The following is a 23848-nucleotide window of genomic DNA, read 5'->3' as shown; positions in this document are numbered from 1 at the left end:
ACCGTTGCCGTTGGAGTATGGACGTTTGCCGGTCTTTGGGCGAGCGCACTTTTTGACCTGCTTAGTCTAAACTCCAAAATGTATTAACAGTCCTAAAACTCTTACTCAACAAAAGATGCAACTGTTGAGTATAAAATCTGTACCCATTCATAGAACCCATTTGATATCAATTCCGGCTGCACCGGAATTGATATGAGATCTTTTAGGCGTTGCTGAATTAAGGGATGAAGCGCGCGGGTACAGGGACATCACCAAACTTGAGGTAATGAATTAGGCGTTGCTGATTCACGGTATGAATCAACTTTTCCCTTGAAGTTACAAAACTCACCCTCAAGCGGGCTTATAGCAATTGGGAAATCTTGAATTCATACCTGTATTCAGCAACGCCCTAAATCCTTCTGCCTTCTTTCCTCTGCCTTCAAATAAATTACTGCCAATTCCCCACTAGCACGAAAGGTGCCCAGAAATACGGATTCTGATACTGTTTGTTTTTCAGCAGCGTTAATTGAGCGTTGCGGAGGGCTTCAGCTTTGCTGGTTTTAGAAGAAGCAAGCTGCCGGTAAAACTCAGTCATAAAGATAGCTGTAGATTCGTCGTTGACTTGCCAAAGAGTGGCGGCGGTGCTGCGGGCACCCGATCGAATTGCGGCCCCGGCCAAACCCAAAGCCGCGCGGTTATCGCCCGAAGCAGTTTCGCAAGCACTCAAAACCAAAAGTTCGATCGGCTGTTGTTTCTCCCCAGTGCGGGCTCGCAGCAGTCGATCGAACTCCTTAACATTCACTTTCTGATCCCAAGTCACAATAAAAGTATCCGCCGCATTCGAGCTAAACTGACCGTGAGTTGCCAAATGGACGATCGGGTAAGACACAGCTTTAATTCGATCGTGCAACCGCCCGCTGACAAAATCTTCATTCAGCAGCGAACTCGCCGGCATCTCGGCTGCAATTTGTTCAACTTCCTCCTTCACCCCCGGCAAAGCCGAGAAGCCTTGACGGGCTTCCGAAAGGGCAGCGGTGAGCACTCTTAACTTGACTTTGTTCAAGGGTTTCGGTGCCAGCAATTGCAATCCCGGCGCCAAAGCAATACTGTATTTTTCTACCAAAAACTTTTCACCGTCGTGCAGCACCGCCATCGGCAGATTGCGCAAGTAACCGTCGAGTACAAATACCAGGGTTTTAATCCCGGCGGCGGTCAAATCCGCTTCTGCAGGGCGGATTAACCAGTCATAAACCTGTTCGACGGGTTGCCTCCTGTCGCGGGGGAAAGCAGCAGGCCTGATGACATTTTTGGCTCGTCTGAAGGCAGTTTCCAACTCGGCTTGAGACTTCACAGTAGTGTAGCGGCGCAGGGGTTTGCCGGGAATTGACAAAATTACCTCCAAACGATCGCTCAAAATAATTGGATAAATCACCGCGGCTGTCGGATCGATTTCCTCGATCGACTTTGGTTTAGCATCAGCGCAAGCATCCCGAAAAAAGTTGTCCAATTCCGCCAACTGCAAAGATTCCACCGTTTGGCGCGCCAGTTTCAATTTAGCTTGACTTGGAGATTCCTCTTGCAAAAGCAGCCCGACTAATTCCCGATAAACCGGTTCGGCACTTTCCCGAAACGAAAATTGCACTTCGGGATTGACTGTCACCAAATCGCCCCGCAGAGAAGACAATATATTGACAGCTTGGGTATATTGATCGATCGCCCCTTCTGTATTCCCCTGACCTTTCCGAATCCGTCCCAGTTGCCAAAACAATTGGTAAGCAATATCGGGAGATTGAAACCCCGGTGCTAAACTCAAAGCCTGAATTGTAAGATTTTCCGCTTTCTGATACTGATTTTGGATTTCCGATAGTTTGCCTTTAGCTGCCAGAATATAAGCTTGTATGCGTTGGTCGCCCAAACTCTTTGCTGGTTCGACAGAGCGATCGAGCATTTTGTCAATATCGCTTAAACTCAAAGTTTCCGCAGGCGACTGAGCTAATTTCATCAAGCTTTGCGCTAGATTAATTTGAGCGTAAAGTCCGGCGCGGTTCGACCCAAATTGAGCGGCTTGAGGTTCGATAGAACGCCACAAAACCTCTGCTTCAGACCAATTTTTGCGATCGACCAACAAACTCAATTGGTTTAACTTCGCCTGAATTTGTAAAAGAGATCGCTCCGGCATCGTCTCGGTCGATCGAGCATAATATTCAAGGGCCAAGCGTTCAAAATCAGCCCGCTGTTTGGGTGTCAAACCCGGTTTATTGCTTTTAGCCCGTACCGTATTGCCCAAATTGAGATAAATTGCAGCCTCCTCTGGCCGGGTACCTAATTTTTGGGCTGCTTCTAGTCCCGCTGACAGCAAATCCTCGGAACGTTCCAGTTGTCCCAAAACCCGCAGCACTCGCCCTAAAGCATGAATCGCCCGGACTTGTTCGAGAGAAACAGGCTGATTTTTCAAAGTTTCCAAACCCGCTGTCGAAACTTCGCAAGTTTGGTTTTCCAGCTTGAAAGAAGCTAACAGCATTTTGCAAGCTCTGGGGTAAAGTCCGAGAATTTCCCAAGCCCGACTTTGATTAATTTGAACTTGAAAAAGTTGATTTTTACTATCAATCTGCTCGAAAATTTTAGCAGCTTGTGTCCAAATATCGATCGCACCTTGAGTCTGCCCGCGTTCGAGTTGCAACTGTCCTTGAATGTTGAGAGTTTCAGCCAAAATCCGCTGCTGTTCCGAAGTTTTGGGTTGTGTTCGCACAGCCGACAAACTCGAATTTACAGCTTTTTCTGCTTCTTCCCAAAGTGCCAACTGCCCGTAGGTTGCAGCTAAATTGCTCAAAGCTGTGGCGCGATCGAGATTTTCGCCTTTTGTCTCAAACTGCGCCGCCGCTTGCTGCAACAGCGGTACAGCTTCCGAAAAACGTTCCTCTCGGTACAGAGTTCGAGCTTGTCGGACAAGCTGCACCGCTTGTGGTGGATTAACCTGAGCAATTCCGGGAGGAATCGCAACTGCTAGCAGACAGGAAATCACAAATAACAGAATTACTTGCCGGAGCGATCGGGTAAACTTCATATTTAGAAAATAAAATTACAACCGCAGACACACATACTAATTAACCCAAATACATCTTATCCTTTATCTTCGTTAATCCCCGTTAATCCGCCTACATCTGCGGTTAAAAAAACTAATTTTAACGGGGTACACAAACAGAAATCGGTCGAGGATTGCGATCGTCAGCAGCATTACCCGCATTGTATCCAACAAGCGTAACTTCTCCTTTCGCATTCACCACCCAACCTTGCGCCGGAACAACTTCCCGATCGGGGATTTCCCCTTCTTCCTTCTTCCCTCTATCGGTTACATTGGTTAAATCCCGTACATTGCCCGTTGCCGAACTTCTTGCCTCTTCCACCCAAGAAAACGGCGATGCAGCGCTGCTTAGGGCTTCATTAGGACTTGGTGGCACTCCTCCTTTCCCAGTAGCTGTAAACTCGCTTTCGGCCCCTTGGATGCAGGGATTTGCAGCAATTAACGCAGCCGGATTCACCACATTTTGTGGCAGTTCCACTAAACCTTGAGCAGGATTCACCCCTGAAGAACTAAATGTAACACTACCTTGCAAAGCCGGGCCGCTACTTTGGGAAATCGCCGCAATATCGCTGGTAGGGACTAAAGAAGTCGGACTTACTTGCAACGCTGCAAATTCAGCATCTGTTAATCCCAAACTCGCTCGCACCTGTTCGCGAGTCACTGATGTAAACCCAAAAACATTGGGGACATTAATATTAACGCGACCACCTTGAGCCGATCGCGCATTGGCTGTGATGTCGCTGTTTTCTTGCGGGAGGGCGACCAGAATATCGCTTTTAATGTTGATATTGCCACCATCAGAAATACTGGCATCAGTTGTAATTCTGCTCCCTCGGCGCAACTGGATATCTCGTGCTTCAAGGTTAATATTTGCTCCGGGGCCGGATGCCGTCCTACCGTCAATGCTGCTTTGGTTGTCAAGAGAAATTGAATCTGCTTTGACGTTAATGTTACCAGCCCGTCCAGAGCCCAAAGCTTGCAGATTGAGTGTTCCTTCATTGCGAAGAATCAGTTCCCCGACATTTAGATTCAACGAACCTCCGTTAGCCGTAGCATTAGGATCTATAATGTCAGACGCAATCCCAACCGAAGTCTGAATTTGACTGTTAAATTCACCTTGACCCCCATTCCCAATAACTTCTACACGACCCGCATCAATTGTGATACTTCCTGCTTCTCCTTTGCCTAAAGATGCAGTGCTAATAACTCCTCCATCCCGGAGAGTCAGTACAGGTGTAGAAATGTTGATACTCCCTCCCCGATTAGCAGTATTGGCATCAGCGCAGATGAAACTGGGATTCCGACTCCCGTTTGCCAAAACTCCAGAAAAACCCTCGACTGTTACTGACTCAGTGGCCCTAACTGTCAAATTACCTCCGCGCCCCCCAGTTGTATTCAAGGGTTGGTTGCCCACAACTGCTCCGCTAGATAAACTAATTCCGCCTCCTTCAGAGATAATCAACCGCTTCGTGTCGATATTAATGTCCCCGGCTTGCCCATTCACACCGCTCGCAGTTGACCCAATTAAACTTGCTACGGGACTGCCAGTGGGAGTCCGCAACACTTCTACTGATTCATTCGCTTTAATGTTGATATTCCCCGCTCCTCCTTCACCGCGCGTGAGGCTGATCAGAGCAGCACCATCGCTCACGGTTAAACGTTCTCCCTCAAAGGTGATATTTCCTCCCCTACCCGTACTCCCCACAAGTGAGCCACTGTGGATTGCAGAAGCGACCATATCTAAAACCCCGGTACGGATGGTTATATTTCCGGCGTTGCCAGCACTGAAGGTGCCGGTAGTCAATGCGCTTCCATTGTCTATCAACAGCTTTCCCGTATCAATCGTGATGTTTCCGGCGGCTCCCATGCTATTAGTGCCAGTTATCAGCAGAAGTTGTGGGTCAAAAGGGTCGAAAGAGCCAGATACCGTATAGTTACCACCAAACACTCTATAGTTATCTAATCCAATTCCGAGCATTTCTACTGAGTCGGTAGCGCGGATATTGACAGCCCCTCCGGCACCACTTCCTGCTGTCAGTGTGGAGATTTGCGTTCCACCTTGGGCTAGAAAATTTTGAGCGTTAATATCGATACCCCTACCGTCGATATTTCCTAAAGTCAGTGCATAAATTCGCCCATTGTTGATGTTGACATTTCCACCTCGAATATCGATTTTGCCACCACCGATTCCACTGGTATTGATTAGTGAGCCGTTGGTTATTTCAATATTACCAAAGTTGGAAATCTTGTCATAGTTTAAACTTAATCCAAATGGCGTTGTCCCCAATCCGACCATCCCCGGACTAGCGACGCTACCGAGCAAAATTTGTCCGGTTGATGCCGTGAGTGTTCCCTGATTTAATTCCAGATCTCCGCCCACTAGGGCAAGAGTTTGTCCTGGCCCAACTCCTAAGCCTAGGTTATTGAAAATCTGGGGGATTGCTGGGGGTAATTGTGGTAAAGTCAATGCTGGTGCTGCTGAAGAGTTAATGATTTTCCCCGGATTTTCTCTAAAGTTTAAACCGAGCGGTATATTGACATTTAACAGGGGGATTGATTGGGGATTACTGCTGCTAAATTGAGCGCCATTATCGAAAACTACGCTATCTGCAGAACTTGCTAAAAATGAACCGCGCAAATCTAGCCTCGCCTTGGGACCGAAGACAATTCCTTTCGGGTTAATTAAGAATAAATTGCCGTTTCCCAAAACTCCCAGAGTTCCTAAAATATTTGAGGAGTTTGGGCCCGTAACGCGGGTGAATATGTTGGTGATTCCGCTGGGATTGTCAAAATAAGCTCCCCGCCCTTCACGGATGTTAAATTCGCGCAAGCTGTGAAATAGGTTAACGCCGCGAGTTGCACCGCCAGTGATTCTATCAGACGGTAAGCTGTTGATAGTATCGGGAACTGTGCGCGAACTTTCCGCGCCCAGGGAATTATCGGGGATGATTTGGGCGATCGCGGGGAAAGGACACAGCACTAAAAATGCAAAAAATAGGGCGCAATATTGGCGCTGCATCTTTTAATTCCTGTTAATTTAGTATGAGGAAAATAGCGACGGGTTAGCTAAAACCTGAACATTACCTATTGAGGTACGCAAACACCCGTCGGTTTCGGACTGCGAAGAGATGCACCACGTGAATTATACGCTAACAGCGTTACTTCTCCTCGATCGTCCATTACCCAACCTTGAGCGGGAATAATTTCTGTTGGTCGAATTTCGAGGGACGGTCTTTGACCTTCTATTTGCTGACTTCCACCTACCGCTGTTTCCACCCAAGGCAACGGCGATAGAGGGCTGGTGAGAACATCATTAGGACTCAGTGGCACTCCTCCTTTCCCAGTGACGGTAAATGCGCTCCCGGCCTCTTGCGTGCAGGGATTTGCAGCAATTAGCGCCTCTGGATCGACAACATTTTGCGGCAGTTCCACTAAACCTTGAGCGGGATTGACACCAGTAGTGCTAAATGTAACAGTACCTTGCAAAGCCGGGCCGCTACTTTGGGAAATCGCCGCAATATCGCTAGTGGGAATTAGAGAAGTAGGACTTACTCGCAACGCTGCAAATTGAGCATCAGTCAGTCCTAAATTACTCCTGGCTTGTTCGCGGTTAAGGCTTGTAAAGCCAAAGATATTTGGTACATTGACCGTAACTTGTCCGCCCCTAGCTGTGCGAGCATTAGCTGTAATATCACTATTCTCTCGCGGTAAAGCTACCAAAATATCGCTATTAATTCTGATATTACCGCCTTCCGAAATACCTGCATCCGTGGTGATTCTACTGCCGCGCCGCAACTGAATGTCTTGCGCCCTGATGTTAACATTTCCCCCGCCGCCCGAGTCAGTAGAAGCATTGATGCTGGCTTTATTTTCCAGAGCAATTGAGTCAGCTACAACATTAATATTACCAGCCTGCCCCATTCCTAATGCCTGAACATTAACCGTTGCACCATCCCGCAGCCTCAATTGGTTAACATTCAGATTCAGCGAACCCGCATTCGCCGTAGCATTGGGATTCCTCAACTGGTATAAAAAGCCAACGGAAGCCTGAATAGCACTGCTAAATTCACCCGGATTCTCATTACCAATAAGTTCCACTTTTTGGGCATCAATAGTGACGTTAGCGGCATCTGCTGTACCCAAAGAACCAGCCGAAATAAATCCCCCACTCCGTAGCAATAACACAGGTGTGGAAATATAGATATCCCCTCCCCGATTCGATGAGTAGGTATCACTCGCGACAAAACTAATACTCCGCCTTCCATTCGCCAAAACTTCAGAAACACCTCCTATTTCTATCGAATCGCTAGCTCTAATGGTTACATTACCTCCCAGCCCTCCAGTCGTATTTAATAGTTGAGTGCCAATCGCTGCACCACTCGATGAGTTAATGCCAGCACCACCAGAGATAGTCAATTTCTTGGTGTCGATGGTAATGTTTCCCGCATTTCCATTCTGACCGAGAGCGGTTGTACTTATGATAGTTTGTAGGACACTGCCAGCGGGAGTACGCAAGATTTCTAATGATTCATTCGCTTTAATATTGATATTTCCTGATGCTGCCCTACTGCGGGTAACGCTGCTGATCGCAGCACCATCACGCACTATCAACCTTTCGCCCTCAAAGGTGATGTTTCCGCCGATGCCTGTACTCCCTACAAGTGTGCCACTGCTAATCGCAGAGCCAGCTAGCTCGAAAACCTCGGCACGGATGGTGATATTTCCACCATTGCCACTAGCAAATGTAGAGCTACCTACTAGGCTACCGTTGCGGATCAGCATTCTTCCCGTATCAATTGCGATCGCGCCTGCGACTCCCCTGCCAAGAGTACCAGTGCTCAAAACAATTTGCGGATCTAAAGGATTGCCTGTTCCCGATCTCAAATAATTCTGTAAAAACTGTTGATAACTCTCAAATCCAATGCCGCTCATTTCTACTGAGTCAGTAGCGCGGATATTAATATTGCCCGCCGCCCCATCTCCTAGCGCTAGGGTTGAAATTTGCGACCCTCTATTTACTCGCAACTGTTGAGCATTGATGTCAATACCTCTACCATTAATATTTCCGAGCGTCAGCGCCAAAATTCGCGAACCGTTGAGGGTGACGTTTCCGCCCCTGATATCTATTCTGCCACCTTCTAATCCGCTGGTATTTATAATTGAATCCGAGAGTTCAATATTGCCAAAGTTCTGAATAGTGCCATAGTTTAAATTCAAATCTATAGGCAGTGTTTCAACTTGCACCACCCCTGGACTTTTGACGCTACCCAGCATAATTTGACTGCTATAAGCTGTTAAATTGCCTCCTTGCAGTTGAATATCTCCGCCAATTAACGCTAATGTTTTACCGGGGTCTACTGCTAAACCGACTTTGTTCAAAATAGGAATTTGTATGGGAAGTGGGCGCAATTTCGGCAGTTCACCCACTGCTTTTGACTGGTTGATAATTGTACCAGGATTTTCTCTAAATCTCACTCCTACGGGAATATTAATCGCTAACAATGGCACGGTTTGGGGCTTATTGCTGCTAAATTCAAAGCCATTATTAAAAAGAACGCTGCTAGCAGTTGATGCTAAAAATGAACCGCGTAAATCTAACCGAGCATTGGGACCAAAGACAATCCCTTTCGGGTTAATTAAAAATAAATTGCCGTTTCCCAAAACTCCCAGAGTTCCTAAAATATTTGAAGAGTTGGGGCCAGTAATGCGGGTGAATATGTTGGTAATTCCGCTGGAATTTTCAAAATAAGCTCCCCGCCCTTCACGGATGTTAAATTCGCGCAAGCTGTGAAAGAGGTTAACGCCGCGAGTTGCACCGCCAGTGATTCTATCAGAGGGTAAGTTGTTGATAGTATCGGGAACTGTGCGCGAACTTTCTGTACCCAAGCTATTATCGGGGATGATTTGGGCGATCGCGGGAAAAGGAAACAGCAGTAAGAATGCAAAAAATAGGGCGCAATATTGGCGCTGCATCTTTTAATTCCTGTTAATTTAGTATGAGGAAAATAGCGACGGGTTAGCTAAAACCTGAAGAGTACCTATTGAGGTACGCAAACACCCGTCGGTTTCGGACTGCGAAGAGATGCACCACCACGTGAATTATACGCTAACAGCGTTACTTCTCCTCGATCGTCCATTACCCAACCTTGAGCGGGAATAATTTCTGTTGGTCGAATTTCGAGGGATGGTATGAGGCCTTCTATTTGCTGACTTCCACCTACCGCTGTTTCCACCCAAGGCAACGGCGATAGAGGGCTGCTGAGAACATCATTAGGACTCAGTGGCACTCCTCCTTTCCCAGTAACGGTAAATGCGCTCCCGGCCCCTTGGATGCAGGGATTTGCAGCAATTAACGCAGCCGGATCGACAACATTTTGCGGCAGTTCCACTAAACCTTGAGCGGGATTCACCCCTGAAGAACTAAATGTAACACTACCTTGCAAAGCCGGGCCGCTACTTTGGGAAATCGCCGCAATATCGCTGGTAGGAACTAAAGAAGTCGGACTTACTTGCAACGCTGCAAATTGAGCATCTGTTAATTCCAAACTCGCTCGAACCTGTTCGCGAGTCACTGATGTAAACCCGAAAACATTGGGGACATTAATATTAACGCGACCACCTTGAGCCGATCGCGCATTAGCCGTAATATCGCTATTTTCGTTGGGGAGAGCAACCAGAATATCGCTTTTAATGTTGATATTGCCACCATCAGAAATACTTGCATCAGTTGTAATTCTGCTCCCTCGGCGCAACTGGATATCCCGTGCTTCGAGGTTAATATTTGCTCCGGCACCGGATGCCGTTCTACCGTCAATGCTGCTTTGGTTGTCAAGGGAAATCGAATCTGCTTTCACGTTAATGTTACCAGCCCGTGCCGAACCCAAAGCTTGCAGATTGAGTGTTCCCCCATTGCGAAGAATCAATTGCCCGACATTCAGATTCAAGGAACCTCCGTTAGCCGTAGCATTGGGATTTCTAACGCGAGAGACAATGCCAACGGAAGTCTGAATTTGACTGTTAAATTCACCTTGACCCCCATTACCAATCACCTCTACGCGCCCCGCATCGATCGTGAGGCTTCCTGCTTCTCCTTTGCCTAAAGATGCAGTAGAAATAAGTCCTCCATCCCGGAGAATTACTAAAGGTGTAGAAATGTTCATATTCCCTCCCCGAGCAGCAGAGTTGGTATCAGCGGAGATGAAACTAGGATTGCGACTCCCATTCGCCAAAACTCCAGAAATACCCTCTAGTGTGACTGACTCAGTAGCTTTAATTGTTAAATTACCTCCTGGCCCCCCAGTTGTATTCAAGGGTTGGTTGCCCACAACCGATCCGCTAGATAAACTAATTCCGCCCCCTTCAGAGATCCTCAACCGCTTCGTGTCGATATTAATATCTCCGGCTTTCCCGTTAATGCTGATTGCGGTTGTACCAATCAAGGTTGCTACGGGACTTCGAGCCGGAGTCCGCAGCACTTCTACTGATTCATTCGCTTTAATGTTGATATTCCCCGATGGTGCTTCACTGCGAGTGGTGCTGATGAGCGCACTGCCATCGCGTACGATAAAACGTTCTCCCTCAAAGGTGATATTTCCTCCCCTACCCGTACTCCCCGCGAGTGTGCCGCTGTTGATCCCTGAACCTACCAGATCGAAAATCCTGGCACGGATGGTCATATTTCCGGCGTTGCCAGCACCTAACGTAGCGCTACCCGATACGGTTCCATTGTCGATCAGCAGTTGTCCAGTATCGATTAAGATGTTTCCCGCATTTCCCGTGCCAGCAGTGCTTGTTTCCAGCAGAATTTGTGGGTCAAAGGGGTTGATTCCTCCAGAGGCTGTATAATTTTTGACAAAGTTTTGAAAGCTCTCAAATCCAATCCCGATCAGTTCTACTGAGTCGGTAGCGCGGATGTCGATCGCGCCTCCGGCACCACTTCCTGCTGTCAGTGTGGAGATTTGCGCTCCACCTTGGGCCCGAAACTGTTGAGCGTTAATATCGATGCCCCTACCGTCGATATTTCCCAAAGTCAGTGCATAAATTCGCCCACGGTTGAGGTTAACATTTCCACCTCGAATATCGACTTGACCGCCACCGATTCCACTGGTATTGATTAGTGAGCCGTTGGTTATTTCAATATTACCAAAGTTGGAAATCTTGTCATAGTTTAAACTTAATCCAAATGGCGTTGCCCCCAATCCAACCATCCCCGGACTAGCGACGCTACCGAGCAAAATTTGTCCGGTTGATGCAGTGAGTGTTCCCTGATTTAATTCAAGATCTCCGCCCACTAGGGCGAGAGTTTGTCCGGGCCCAACTCCTAAGCCCGTGTTATTGAAAATCTGCGGGATTGCTGGGGGTAATTTTGGTAAAATCAAGGCGGGTGCTGCTGAATAGTTAAGAATTTTTCCCGGATTTTCTCTAAAGTTCAAACCGATAGGTATATTGACATTTAACAGCGGTAAGGATTGGGGATTACTGCTGCTAAATTGATAGCCATTCTCGAAAACTACGCTATCTGCAGAACTTGCTAAAAATGAACCGCGCAAATCTAACCTCGCATTGGAACCGAAGACAATTCCTTTGGGATTAAGTAAGAACAAGTTAGCATTACCTTGTACTCCCAGCACACCTAAAATATTAGAAGGATTGCCACCCGTAACGCGGGTAAAAATATTCGCAATCCCGTTAGGATTAGCAAAATATGCTCCTCGGCCTTCACCTACGTTAAATTCTCGTAAACTGTGAAATAAATTTACTCCGCGAGTTGCACCGCCTTCTATTCTGTCCGATGGTAAATTATTAATCCTGTCGGGAACTGTCCGCGAACTTTCTGCACCCAAGCTGCTATCTGGGATGATTTGGGCGACGGCGGGGAAAGGACACAGCACTAATAATGCACAAAATAGGGCGGAATATTGGCGGAGCATCTTTGAAGTCTGGTTAATTTAATATTAGGAAAATAGCGAAGGGTTAGCTAAAACCTAAAGAGTGCCTATCGAGGTACGCAAACACCTGTCGATTTCGGACTGCGAGTAGAAGCAGCACCACCTGAATTATACGCTACCAGCCTTACTTGTCCTCGATCGTCAATTACCCAACCTTGAGCGGGCATAATTTCTGTTGGCGGAATTTCTATGGATGGTCTTTGGCCTTCTACTTGCTGGCTTTCACCTAAAGCTGATTCCACCCAAGGAAACGGCGCTGCTGCGCTGCTGAGGGCATCATTAGGACTCGGTGGCACTCCTCCTTTCCCAGTCACAGTAAACTCGTTTCCTCCCCCTTCTATGCAGGGATTAGCAGCAATTAATGTGCTGGGATCGACTACATTTTGCTCTAATTCTACTAACCCTTGAGCGGGATTTACCCCAGTAGTGCTAAACGTTACTGCTCCTTGCAAAGCCGGGCCGCTACTTTGAGAAATCGCCGCAATATCGCTGGTAGGAATTAGAGAAGTCGGACTTACTTGCAACGCTGCAAATTCAGTATCACTCAGTCCTAAACTATTCCTGGCTTGTTCGCGGTTAAGGCTTGTCAAGCCAAAGATATTTGGTACATTGACCGTAACTTGTCCGCCCCTAGCTGTGCGAGCATTAGCTGTAATATCACTGTTCTCTCGCGGTAAAGCTACCAAAAGTTCGCTATTGATTTTGATATTACCGCCCTCAGAAATACCTGCATCCGTGGTGATTCTACTGCCGCGCCGCAACTGAATGTCTTGCGCTTGAAGGTTAATATTTGCCCCTGTACCAGAGACAGTCGTGCCATCAATTACGCTTTTATTATCCAGGGCAATTGAATCGGCTACAACGTTAATATTGCCAGCCCTACCTGTTCCTGAAGATTGAACATTAACCACTGCACTATCCCGAAGAATCAATTGATTAGCATTCAAATTCAACGAGCCTGCATTTCCGCTAGCAGTGGAATTGACAGCATTGAACGCCCTACCAGCCGAGGCCTCAATTCCACTTCTCAACCGACTGTTACTCCCAATACCTTGCACTTGTAAGCGATCGGCATTAATTGTAATATCTCCTGCATCTGCTATACCCAAAGAAGCCGCAGAAATAACGCCGCCATTCTGCACAGTTAGTTTAGGTGTTGAGAGGCGGATATCTCCACCTCTACCAGAACTCGCAGTTTGAGTAACAAAAGAACTTGCTACATAGCCCGCATTCCCCAAAAACCTTGACTCGCCGCTCACTTCTATAGACTCGGAGGCTCTCACAGTTAAATTTCCTCCCGTCCCCCCACTTGTAGAAAACACGAGTTGGCCAAAAATCGCACCCGTCGTTAAACTAATTGTGGCTCCATTAGAAACACTCAGCCGCTTAGTGTCGATGCTAATATCCCCACCTTTTCCATTCGCATCAAAAGTATTCGTGCCGAGCCGAGTTTGCCCTAGACCTCCAGGAAGACTACCCGATAATTCCACAGATTCACTCGCTTTAATCGCGATATTCCCCGATGCTCCATCACTAAGGCTGAAGCTGGCAAACGCACCGCCATCGCGCAGTATTAACCGTTGGGCTTCAACAGTGATGTTTCCGCCTTGACCAGTGCTTTGGTTCGTTGTTCCGTTATAGAGTGTTGAACTGACGAGATCGATGGTGTTGGCGCGGACAGTCAAATTTCCGCCATTCCCAGCACCAAAGGTGGGGGCACCGGCCACTACCCCATTGCTCATCAACAGCCGTCCGGCTTCAATGTTAATATCTCCGGCTGCTCCACTGCCAATAGCGCTAGTGAACAGAACGATTTGCGAAATAAAGGGGTTGCCTGTTCCAGATGTCTGAAAATTTTCTGTAAGCTGCTGATAGCCCTCAATTCCCAACCCGATCATTTCTACTGAGTCAGTAGCGCGGATGTTGATATCGCTCCCTTTCCCCTCTCCCAGGGTCGTGGTGAAAATTTGCGCCCCCCCCTCTAATCGTAAGTTTTGGGCATTGATGTCAATGCCTCTGCCCTCCATATTTCCTAGTGTCAGTCCATAAATTCCTGAACCGTTAAGAGTGACATTTGAACCCCTGATGTCAACTTTCCCTCCTCCTAATCCGCTGGTATTGAGCGACGCACCGTTCATTTCAATATTGCCGAAGTTCTGAATATTACCATAGTTTAAATTCAGACCTAATGCGGTTGGTTCAAATTGCACTAAACCTGGACTTTTGATACTGCCCAGAAGGATTTGTCCGGTACTGGCGGTAGCGATTCCCCCGTTGAATTGGATATCTCCACCTACTAGCGCTAAGGTTTGACCAGGGTCTACTGCTAAACCAATTTTATTAAAAATTGGTAATGGTAGGGGAAGGTCAGGCGGTGATGGGTTAGCAGCAATTGATTGGTTAATAATTGTACCAGAATTTTCTCTGAATCTCAAACCCACAGGAATATTAATCGCTAATAATGGCACTGCATTAGAATTGGCAGCGCTAAATTCAAAGCCATTATCAAAGAGAACGCCGCTAGCTGTAGAACCGATAAATGAGCCGCGTAAATCTAACCTCGCATTGGGACCGAAGACAATTCCTTTGGGATTAAGTAAAAATAAGTTAGCACTGCCTTGAACTCCCAACACGCCTAAAATATTGGAAGGATTGCCACCCGTAACGCGGGTGAAAATATTCGCAATCCCGTTAGGATTCGCAAAATATGCTCCTCTGCCTTCACCGACGTTAAATTCTCGTAAACTGTGAAATAAATTTACTCCGCGAGTTGCACCGCCTTCTATTCTATCTGAGGGTAAATTGTTAATAGTTGCGGGTACTGTGCGCGAACTTTCTGCACCCAAGCTGCTGTCTGGGATGATTTGAGCGATCGCAGGGAAAGGAAACAGTAGTAAGAAAGCAAAAAATAGGGCTGAAGATTGGCGGGGCATACTTGGAATCCTGTTAATTTAGGTATGGAAAAAACGAGCGCGCAGATCAAACCTGAAGAGTACCTATCGAGGTACGCAAACACCCGTCGATTTCGGACTGCGAAGAGATGCACCACCACCAGAATTATACGCTAACAGCGTTACTTCTCCTCGATCGTCCATTACCCAACCTTGAGCGGGCATAATTTCTGTTGGCCCAACTGCTATGGATGCTTTTTCGCCTTCTACTTGCTGACTTCCACCTAAGGCTGGTTCCACCCAAGGAAACGGCGCTGCTGCGCTGCTGAGAGCATCATTAGGACTCGGTGGCACTCCTCCTTTCCCAGTCACAGTAAACTCGTTTTCTGCCCCTTCTATGCAGGGATTAGCAGCAATTAATGTGCTGGAATCGACTACATTTTGCTCTAATTCTACTAACCCTTGAGCGGGATTTACCCCAGTAGTGCTAAACGTTACTGCTCCTTGTAATGCGGGGCCAGACTGTTGAGAAATAGCGGCGATATCGCTAGTGGGAAGTAAAGAAGTTGGATTCACTTGTAAAGCTGCAAATCCAGAATCAGTCAGTCCTAAACTACTTCTGGCTTGTTCCCGTGTCACTGTTGTAAAACCAAAAACATTCGGGACATTTACTGTAACTTGACCGCCCATAGCAGTACGAGCATTAGCTGTAATATCGTTGTTTTCATTGGGTAAAGTAGCCAAAATATCGCTATTAATTCTGATATTTCCCCCGTCAGAAATCCCTGCATCCGTTGTAATTCTGCTGCCGCGCCGTAACTGGATATCTTGCGACCTAATATTAATATTTCCCCCACCGCCAAATTCAGTTGTACCATCAATACTCGCTTTGTTATCCAAAGCAATTGAATCGGCTACAACATTAATATTTCCAGCCCTTCCCCTTCCTAAAGACTGAACACTAACCGTTGCTCCATCCCGGATACTCAATCGATTTACATTCAAATTTAATGAACCCGCGTTCCCCGTAGCGTTGGGATTGACAATAAGAGAAAAGCTGCCAGCCGAAGCCTCAATTCTACTTGCGAAACGACCGTTACTCCCCGCACCTTTAAGTTCTATGCGATCGGCATCAATAGTAATATTTCCGGCATCTACTGCACCCAAAGAAGCCGCAGAAATAATTCCCCCATTCCGCAGAGCGAGCATCGGTGTAGAGAGGTGGATATCTCCACCCCGACCAGAACTTGAAGTTTGAGTAGCCAGAGCACTCGCTCCGAATCCTACATTTCCCAAAACTCCAGATACCCCGCTCACTTCGATAGACTCGGAAGCTCTCACAGTTAAATTTCCTCCTAAACCTCCATTTCTAGAAAACACGACTTGCCCAACAACCGCACCAGTTGATAAACTAATTGAGGCTCCATCAGAAACACTTAGCCGCTTAGTGTCGATGGTAATATCCCCGGATTTACCATTGCCATCAAAAGAGTTTGTACCGATACGAGTTTGCGCGGCACTTCCAGAAATACCCCCCGACAATTCTACAGATTCAGTTGTTTTAATCGTGATATTTCCTGATGCTCCATCGCTGCGGCTGATGCTAACTAAACCACCAGCATCGCGTATAATTAACCGTTGGGCCTCAATATTGATATTGCCGCCAGAGCCGGTACTTTTCTTAGTTGTTCCATTATTGATTGCTGAACTAACGATCTCGAAGGTGTTAGCGCGGACAGTCAGATTTCCCCCATTTCCAGCACCCAGGGTGGCGGTACCGCCTACTACCCCATCACGCAACAGCAGCCGTCCGGTATCGATGTTAACCTCTCCAGAATTCCCACTGCCCAAAGTACCACTATTAATTACAATTTGGGGGTCAAAGGGGTTGAGGGTTCCAGATAATATATATTGGGTATAAAATCGCTGATAGCCTCTTATTCCCAACCCAATCATTTCTACTGAGTCAGTAGCGCGGATATTCATATTACTCCCGTTTCCATCTCCCAAGGTTGAAGTAAGAATTTGCGCTCCTTTATCTACTCGTAAATTGTGAGCGTTGATGTCAATCCCTCTACCATCAATATTTCCCAATGTTAGGCTATAAATTCCCGAACTACTCACGGTGACGTTTCCACCTCTGATGTCAATTTTTCCACCTCCTAATCCGCTGGTATTGATGGACGCACCGTTCATTTCAATATTGCCAAAGTTCTGAATATTGTCATAGCTTAAATTCAGTCCTAAAGCTGTTGGTTCAAATTGCACTAAACCTGGACTTTTCACACTTCCCAGCAATATTTGTCCGGTATAAGCTGTTAAATTTCCGCCTTGTAGTTGAATGTCACCGCCAATTAATGCTAAAGTTTGACCCGGCTCTACTGCTAAACCAAGTTTGTTTGAAGTAGGAATTTCTACGGGCAATGGCGGTAAGGTTGGTGTGGGGCCGATTGCTTGGGAAGTGTTGACAATTGTGCCAAAATTTTCTCTAAATCTCAAACCCACAGGAATATTAATCGCTAACAATGGCACTGTATTAGCATCGGTCGCACTAAATTCAAAGCCATTATCAAAGAGAACGCCACTACCAGTTGAACCGATAAATGAACCGCGCAAATCTAACCGCGCATTGGGACCGAAGACAATTCCTTTTGGGTTAATTAAAAATAAGTTACCGTTGCCTAAAACTCCCAGAGTTCCTAAAATATTAGAAGGGTTGCCGCCCGTAACGCGGGTGAAGATGTTGGCAATTCCGCTGGGATTTTCAAAATAAGCTCCTCGCCCTTGACGGATGTTAAATTCGCGCAAGCTGTGAAAGAGGTTAACGCCGCGAGTTGCACCGCCAGTGATTCTATCTGAGGGTAAGTTGTTGATAGTATCGGTCACTGTCCGCGAACTTTCAGCACCCAAGCTGCTGTCAGGGATGATTTGGGCGATCGCAGGCAAAGGAAACAGTAGTAAGAATGCAAAAAATAGGGTGGAACATTGGCGGGGCATACTTGGCATCCTGTTATTTTGGTATGAAAAAACGAGCGCGCAGATCAAACCTAAAGAGTACCTATCGAGGTACGCAAACACCCGTCGATTTCGGACTGCGAAGAGATGCACCACCACCAGAATTATAAGCTACCAGCCTTACTTGTCCTCGATCGTCCATTACCCAACCTTGAGCCGGAATAATTTCTGTTGGCCGAACTTCTAGGGATACTCTTTCGCCTTCTACTTGCTGACTTCGACCTAAGGCTGGTTCCACCCAAGGAAACGGCACTGCTGCGCTGCTGAGGGCATCATTAGGACTCGGTGGCACTCCTCCTTTCCCCGTCACAGTAAACTCGTTTTCTGCCCCTTCTATGCAGGGATTAGCAGCAATTAAGGTGCTGGGATCGACTACATTTTGCTCTAATTCTACTAACCCTTGAGCGGGATTTACCCCAGTAGTGCTAAACGTTACTGCTCCTTGTAATGCGGGACCAGACTGTTGAGAAATAGCCGCGATATCGCTAGTAGGAAGTAAAGAAGTTGGATTCACTTGTAAAGCTGCAAATTCAGCATCAGTCAGCCATAAACTACTTCTGGCTTGTTCGCGGGTAACTGCTATAGAACCAAAGATATTCGGGACATTTACTGTCACCTGGCCGCCCATAGCTGTGCGAGCATTAGCTGTAATATCGCTATTCTCTATTGGTAAACCTACCAAAATATCGCTTTTAATGTTGATATTTCCACCATCAGAAATACCAGCATCAGTGGTAATTCTGCTACTGTGTCGCAACTGAATGTCTCGCGCCTTGATATTAATATTTCCACCGCCGCCAGAGTCAGTTGTAGCGTCGATACGAGCTTTATTATCTAAGGCAATTGAGTCTGCAACGACATTAATATTGCCAGCCCTTCCCCTTGCCAACGCCTGAACATTAAGAGTTGCTCCATCCCGGACAATCAATCGATCGACATTCAGATTTACTGAACCCGCATTCCCCGTAGCGCTGGGATTAGTCACGCCACCCGCCGCCAAGCCAACGGAAGCCTGAATTGTACTATTAAATCCACCAGAACTCATAGTACCGATGAGTTCTACGCGACTCGCATCAATCGTAATATTTCCCGCACTTCCTTCGCCTAAAGACGCAGTAGAAATAAATCCTCCATTCCTCAGAGTTATTACGGGTGTCGAAATGCGGATATCCCCTCCCCGACTGGATGAGTAGGTGTCAGCACCGAGGAAACTACCAACCTGAGCGCCGTTCGCCAACACCCCTGAGATGCCTGCTATTTCTACTGACTCAGTAGCCCTGATGTTTAAATTACCACCCGGCCCACCATCTCTAAATATTTGGTTGCCAGAAACCCCGCCACTTGCTAAAGTAATCCAGGCTCCATCAGAAACAACCAAGCGCTTCGTATCAATATTAATGTCCCCCGCTCTGGCATTATTATCGAGAGTGTTAGTAGCCAATAGCGTTGGTATCAAAGTTCCAGGGAGGGTACGCAACACTTCTACGGATTCAGAAGCTTTAATGTTAATATTCCCCGACGCTCCGTTACTAAAGCTAGCGGTAGAAAGAGCGCCATTATCGCGCACTATTAACCGTTCCGCTTCAATATTGATGTCTTCTCCGTTGCCAATACTATTCTGAGTCACAGTAGTATTCACAAAAGAGCCACTGTCGATCGCCGAACTTGCTATCTCCACAGTTCTAGCGCGAATGTTCGTACTTCCCCCTGTTCCTGCTCCGAGCGTGGCGCTAAACGCTATAGCCCCATTATCCATAAGTAGCCGTCCGGTGTTGATTCTCACATCTCCTCCTGCTCCGGCGTTAGAAGTACCAGCGAAGATCGCAATTGGCTGGTCAAAGGGGCTAAAGGTTCCAGAGGGCAAAACTTCACTTATAAACCCCTGAAACCTCTCCAATCCGATCCCCATGATTTCCACTGAGTCGGTAGCGCGGATGTTCGCATCACCCCCCGCACCCTCTCCCGAGGTTAGGGTTGATATTTGCGCTCCCTCCCGGAGTCGCAATTGTTGAGCGCTGATATCGATGTTTCTGCCATCAATATTTCCTAATGTTATGGCATAAATTCGCCCTCCACTTATGGTGACATTTCCGCCTCTAATATCTACTTTGCCACCACCGATTCCGCTAGTGTTAATTAGGGTTCCGTTTGATAACTGAATGTTGCCAAAGTTTTGAATGCTGTCATAGTTTAAATTCAGACCCTGTGGCGTTGATCCAAAGCTAACCAAACCCGGACTCTTGACGCTACCGAGGAGTATTTGTCCGTTACTGGCGGTGGCAATTCCTCCATTGAATTGGATATCTCCCCCTACTAGCGCTAAAGTTTGACCGGGGTCTACTGCTAAACCGAGTTTATTAGAAACAGGAATTTCTACGGGCAATGGCGGTAAGGTTGGTGTGGGGCCGATTGCTTGGGAAGTGTTGATAATTGTGCCAGAATTTTCTCTAAATCTCAAACCCACAGGAATATTAATCGCTAACAATGGCACTGTATTAGCATCGGTCGCACTAAATTCAAAGCCATTATCAAAGAGAACGCCGCTACCAGTTGAACCGATAAATGAACCGCGCAGCTCTAACCGCGCATTGGGGCCAAAGACAATCCCTTTTGGGTTAATTAAAAACAAGTTACTGTTGCCTAAAACTCCCAGAGTTCCTAAAATATTAGAAGGGTTGCCGCCCGTAACGCGGGTGAAGATGTTGGCAATTCCGCTGGGATTTTCAAAATAAGCTCCCCGCCCTTGACGGATGTTAAATTCGCGCAAGCTGTGAAAGAGGTTAACGCCGCGAGTTGCACCGCCAGTGATTCTATCAGAGGGTAAGTTGTTGATAGTATCGGTCACTGTCCGCGAACTTTCTGCACCCAAGCTGCTGTCAGGGATGATTTGGGCGATCGCAGGCAAAGGAAACAGCAGTAAGAATGCAAAAAATAGGGTGGAAGATTGGCGGGGCATACTTGGCATCCTGTTATTTTGGTATGAAAAAACGAGCGCGCAGATCAAACCTAAAGAGTACCTATCGAGGTACGCAAACACCCGTCGATTTCGGACTGCGAATAGATGCACCACCACCTGAATTATAAGCTACCAGCCTTACTTGTCCTCGATCGTCCATTACCCAACCTTGAGCGGGCATAATTTCTGTTGGTCGAATTTGTATGGATGCTTTTTCGCCTTCTACTTGCTGACTTCGACCTAAGGCTGGTTCCACCCAAGGAAACGGCGCTGCTGCGCTGCTGAGGGCATCATTAGGACTCGGTGGCACTCCTCCTTTCCCAGTCACAGTAAACTCGTTTTCTTGCCCTTGGATGCAGGGATTAGCAGCAATTAAGGTGCTGGGATCGACTACATTTTGCTCTAATTCTACTAACCCTTGAGCGGGATTTACCCCAGTAGTGCTAAACGTTACTGCTCCTTGCAAAGCTGGGCCGCTACTTTGGGAAATAGCCGCAATATCGCTGGTAGGAATTAGAGAAGTCGGACTTACTTGCAACGCTGCAAATTCAGCATCACTCAGTCCTAAACTATTCCTGGCTTGTTCGCGGTTAATGCTGGTAAATCCAAAGATATTTGGTACGTTGACTGTAACTTGTCCGCCCATAGCTGTGCGAGCATTAGCTGTAATATCACTATTCTCTCGCGGTAAGGCTACCAAAAGTTCGCTATTAATTCTGATATTTCCACCATCTGAATTACCTGTATCGGTGGTAATTCTGCTACCGCGCCGCAACTGAATGTCTCGCGCTTGGAGGTTAATATTTGCCCCGCCGCCTGCATCAGTTGTGCCATTAATGCTGCCTTTGTTATCAAGGGCAATTGAGTCGGCTACAACGGTGAGAGTACCAGCTTGCGCCGTTCCCAGAGCCCGGACGCTGATCGCGGCCCCATCCCGAACCGTCAATCGATCGACCTTGAGATTAATTGAACCCGCATTTCCCGTAGCGTTGGGAAGGGGAATGCCCAAGAAATTGCCCCCCGAAGCGTCAATTTGACTAATAAATCGACCGTTAAGAGCGCTGCCCAAGACTTCTACGCGATCGGCATCAATCGTGAGGCTGCCTGCATTTCCCTTACCCAAAGAAGACTGTAAAATTACTCCCCCATCCCGCAAAGTCAGCACAGGCGTGGCAATGTAAATATTGCCTCCCTGACTAGAACCACTGGTTTCACTTGCTAAGAAACTAAGACTGTATTCTCCATTTGCCAAAACTCCAGAGATACCTACTAACTCTACCGACTCAGAGGCCCTAATTGTCAAATTGCCTCCGGGTCCCCCATTAGAGAAGAGACTATTGCCAATAGTCCCACCGCTCGATACAGCAATTCCGGCTCCTTGGGCAGCAATTAACCGCTTGGTGTCGATCGTAATATCTCCGGCTTTACCTTTCCCATTGGGATCTATAGAGGCGGCGCTGATCAAAGTTTGCACCACACTCCCAGGGGGAGTCCTTAACACTTCTACTGATTCAGCAGCTTTAATAGTGATATTTCCTGATGCTCCCTGACTGCTGGTGGTAGTGGTGAGAATAGCACCATCACGGACAATTAATTTCTGGCTGGCAACGGTGATGTTTCCCCCCGTACCGGTACTACCCATTAATGACCCACTGCTGACCGTAGAACCAGCCTGATCGATAAAGTTGGCATGGATGTTAATATTTCCCCCATTTCCCGCACCTAACGTGCTGCTACTACCTGCCACAGCCCCATTGCCTATCAGCAGGCGTTCGGTATCAATCGTGATGTCTCCTGAGGCTCCTGTGCCAGAAGTGCCAGTGGTCAGAACAATTTGCGGATCAAAAGGATCGACTGTTCTCAATCTCCGATAATTAACTAGAAATTGTTGATAGCTGTCAAAGCCAATCCCACTCATTTCTACTGAGTCAGTAGCGCGGATGTTGATATCGCTTCCTCTCCCTTCTCCTAGTGTGGAGGCGAAAATTTGCGACCCCCCCTCTACTCGTAAGTTTTGGGAATTGATGTCAATGCCTCTACCATTTATATTTCCGAGTGTCAGTCCATAAATTCCTGAACCATTAAGATTAATATTTCCCCCTCGAATATCGACTTTCCCACCTCCTAATCCGCTGGTATTTATAAGTGCGCCGTTCATTTCAATATTGCCGAAGCTCTGAATACTGCTATAGTTTAAATTCAAACCTAAAGCTGTTGGTTCAAATTGCACTAAACCTGGACTTTTGACGCTCCCAAGTAATATTTGTCCGGTATAAGCTGTTAAATTTCCTCCTTGTAGTTGAATGTCACCGCCAATTAATGCTAAAGTTTGACCGGGATCTACTGCTAAACCGAGTTTATTAGAAACAGGAATTTCTACGGGCAATGGCGGTAAGGTTGGTGTGGGGCCGATTGCTTGGGAAGTGTTGATAATTGTGCCAGAATTTTCTCTAAATCTTAAACCTACAGGAATATTAATCGCTAACAATGGCACTGCCTTAGCATCTGTCGCACTAAATTCAAAGCCATTATCAAAGAGAACGCTGCTACCAGTTGAACCAATAAATGAACCGCGCAAATCTAACCGCGCATTGGGACCGAAGACAATCCCTTTTGGGTTAATTAAAAACAAGTTACCGTTGCCTAAAACTCCCAGAGTTCCTAAAATATTAGAAGGGTTGCCGCCCGTAACGCGGGTGAAGATGTTGGCAATTCCGCTGGGATTGGCAAAATATGCTCCCCTCCCTTGACGGATGTTAAATTCGTGCAAGCTGTGAAAGAGGTTAACACCGCGAGTTGCACCGCCTTCTATTCTGTCGGATGGTAAGTTATTAATAGTGTCAGTCACTGTCCGCGAACTTTCTGCACCAAAGCTGCTGTCAGGGATGATTTGGGCGATCGCAGGCAAAGGAAACAGCAGTAAGAATGCAAAAATTAGGGCTGAAGATTGGCGGGGCATCTTTTAATTCCTGTGAAT

8 protein-coding genes are annotated in these 23848 nt (G+C 47.0%); all 8 read right to left on the bottom strand.

What is annotated here, in order from left to right:
• Positions 1-427: 427 nt before the first annotated feature.
• The 8 genes from QUA13_RS16395 to QUA13_RS16360 all read right to left on the bottom strand — a co-directional run bounded on the left by QUA13_RS16395 (position 428) and on the right by QUA13_RS16360 (position 23830).
• Positions 428-3043: a CHAT domain-containing protein gene (locus QUA13_RS16395; RefSeq protein WP_333200109.1), complete on the bottom strand. Its 2616-nt coding sequence runs from the start codon at positions 3041-3043 to the stop codon at positions 428-430.
• Between the two features lie 118 nt (positions 3044-3161).
• Positions 3162-6080 carry an S-layer family protein gene (locus QUA13_RS16390; RefSeq protein WP_333200107.1) on the bottom strand — a complete coding sequence of 973 codons (2919 nt, stop codon included), beginning with the start codon at positions 6078-6080 and terminating at the stop codon, positions 3162-3164.
• Between the two features lie 65 nt (positions 6081-6145).
• Complete coding sequence (locus QUA13_RS16385) at positions 6146-9034, bottom strand: S-layer family protein (protein ID WP_333200105.1); 2889 nt, start codon at positions 9032-9034, stop codon at positions 6146-6148.
• Between the two features lie 65 nt (positions 9035-9099).
• Complete coding sequence (locus tag QUA13_RS16380) at positions 9100-11991, bottom strand: two-partner secretion domain-containing protein (RefSeq protein WP_333200103.1); 2892 nt, start codon at positions 11989-11991, stop codon at positions 9100-9102.
• A gap of 65 nt (positions 11992-12056) precedes the next feature.
• Positions 12057-14942, bottom strand: a complete 2886-nt coding sequence (locus QUA13_RS16375; protein ID WP_333200101.1) for an S-layer family protein — start codon at positions 14940-14942, stop codon at positions 12057-12059.
• 63 nt (positions 14943-15005) lie between these two features.
• Entirely contained in the window at positions 15006-17897 is a 2892-nt protein-coding gene (locus tag QUA13_RS16370) for a two-partner secretion domain-containing protein (RefSeq protein ID WP_333200111.1), read from the bottom strand.
• A 61-nt stretch (positions 17898-17958) separates the two neighbouring features.
• Complete coding sequence (locus tag QUA13_RS16365) at positions 17959-20871, bottom strand: two-partner secretion domain-containing protein (protein ID WP_333200099.1); 2913 nt, start codon at positions 20869-20871, stop codon at positions 17959-17961.
• A 61-nt stretch (positions 20872-20932) separates the two neighbouring features.
• Entirely contained in the window at positions 20933-23830 is a 2898-nt protein-coding gene (locus tag QUA13_RS16360; protein ID WP_333200097.1) for an S-layer family protein, read from the bottom strand.
• Positions 23831-23848: the final 18 nt, after the last annotated feature.

This window comes from Microcoleus sp. S28C3 (genome assembly GCF_036700785.1).
Classification (GTDB): Bacteria; Cyanobacteriota; Cyanobacteriia; order Cyanobacteriales; family Microcoleaceae; genus Microcoleus; species Microcoleus asticus.
The sequence above is the reverse complement of the archived record's forward strand: the minus strand, read 5'-3'. Positions and strand labels throughout refer to the sequence as shown.

Excerpts from the sequence above, each read along its gene's own strand:
- QUA13_RS16385 (WP_333200105.1), bottom strand. The coding sequence starts at position 9,034 with ATGCAGCGCCAATATTGCGCCCTATTTTTTGCATTCTTACTGCTGTTT.
- QUA13_RS16390 (WP_333200107.1), bottom strand. The coding sequence starts at position 6,080 with ATGCAGCGCCAATATTGCGCCCTATTTTTTGCATTTTTAGTGCTGTGT.
- QUA13_RS16360 (WP_333200097.1), bottom strand. The coding sequence starts at position 23,830 with ATGCCCCGCCAATCTTCAGCCCTAATTTTTGCATTCTTACTGCTGTTT.
- QUA13_RS16380 (WP_333200103.1), bottom strand. The coding sequence starts at position 11,991 with ATGCTCCGCCAATATTCCGCCCTATTTTGTGCATTATTAGTGCTGTGT.
- QUA13_RS16370 (WP_333200111.1), bottom strand. The coding sequence starts at position 17,897 with ATGCCCCGCCAATGTTCCACCCTATTTTTTGCATTCTTACTACTGTTT.
- QUA13_RS16395 (WP_333200109.1), bottom strand. The coding sequence starts at position 3,043 with ATGAAGTTTACCCGATCGCTCCGGCAAGTAATTCTGTTATTTGTGATT.
- QUA13_RS16375 (WP_333200101.1), bottom strand. The coding sequence starts at position 14,942 with ATGCCCCGCCAATCTTCAGCCCTATTTTTTGCTTTCTTACTACTGTTT.
- QUA13_RS16365 (WP_333200099.1), bottom strand. The coding sequence starts at position 20,871 with ATGCCCCGCCAATCTTCCACCCTATTTTTTGCATTCTTACTGCTGTTT.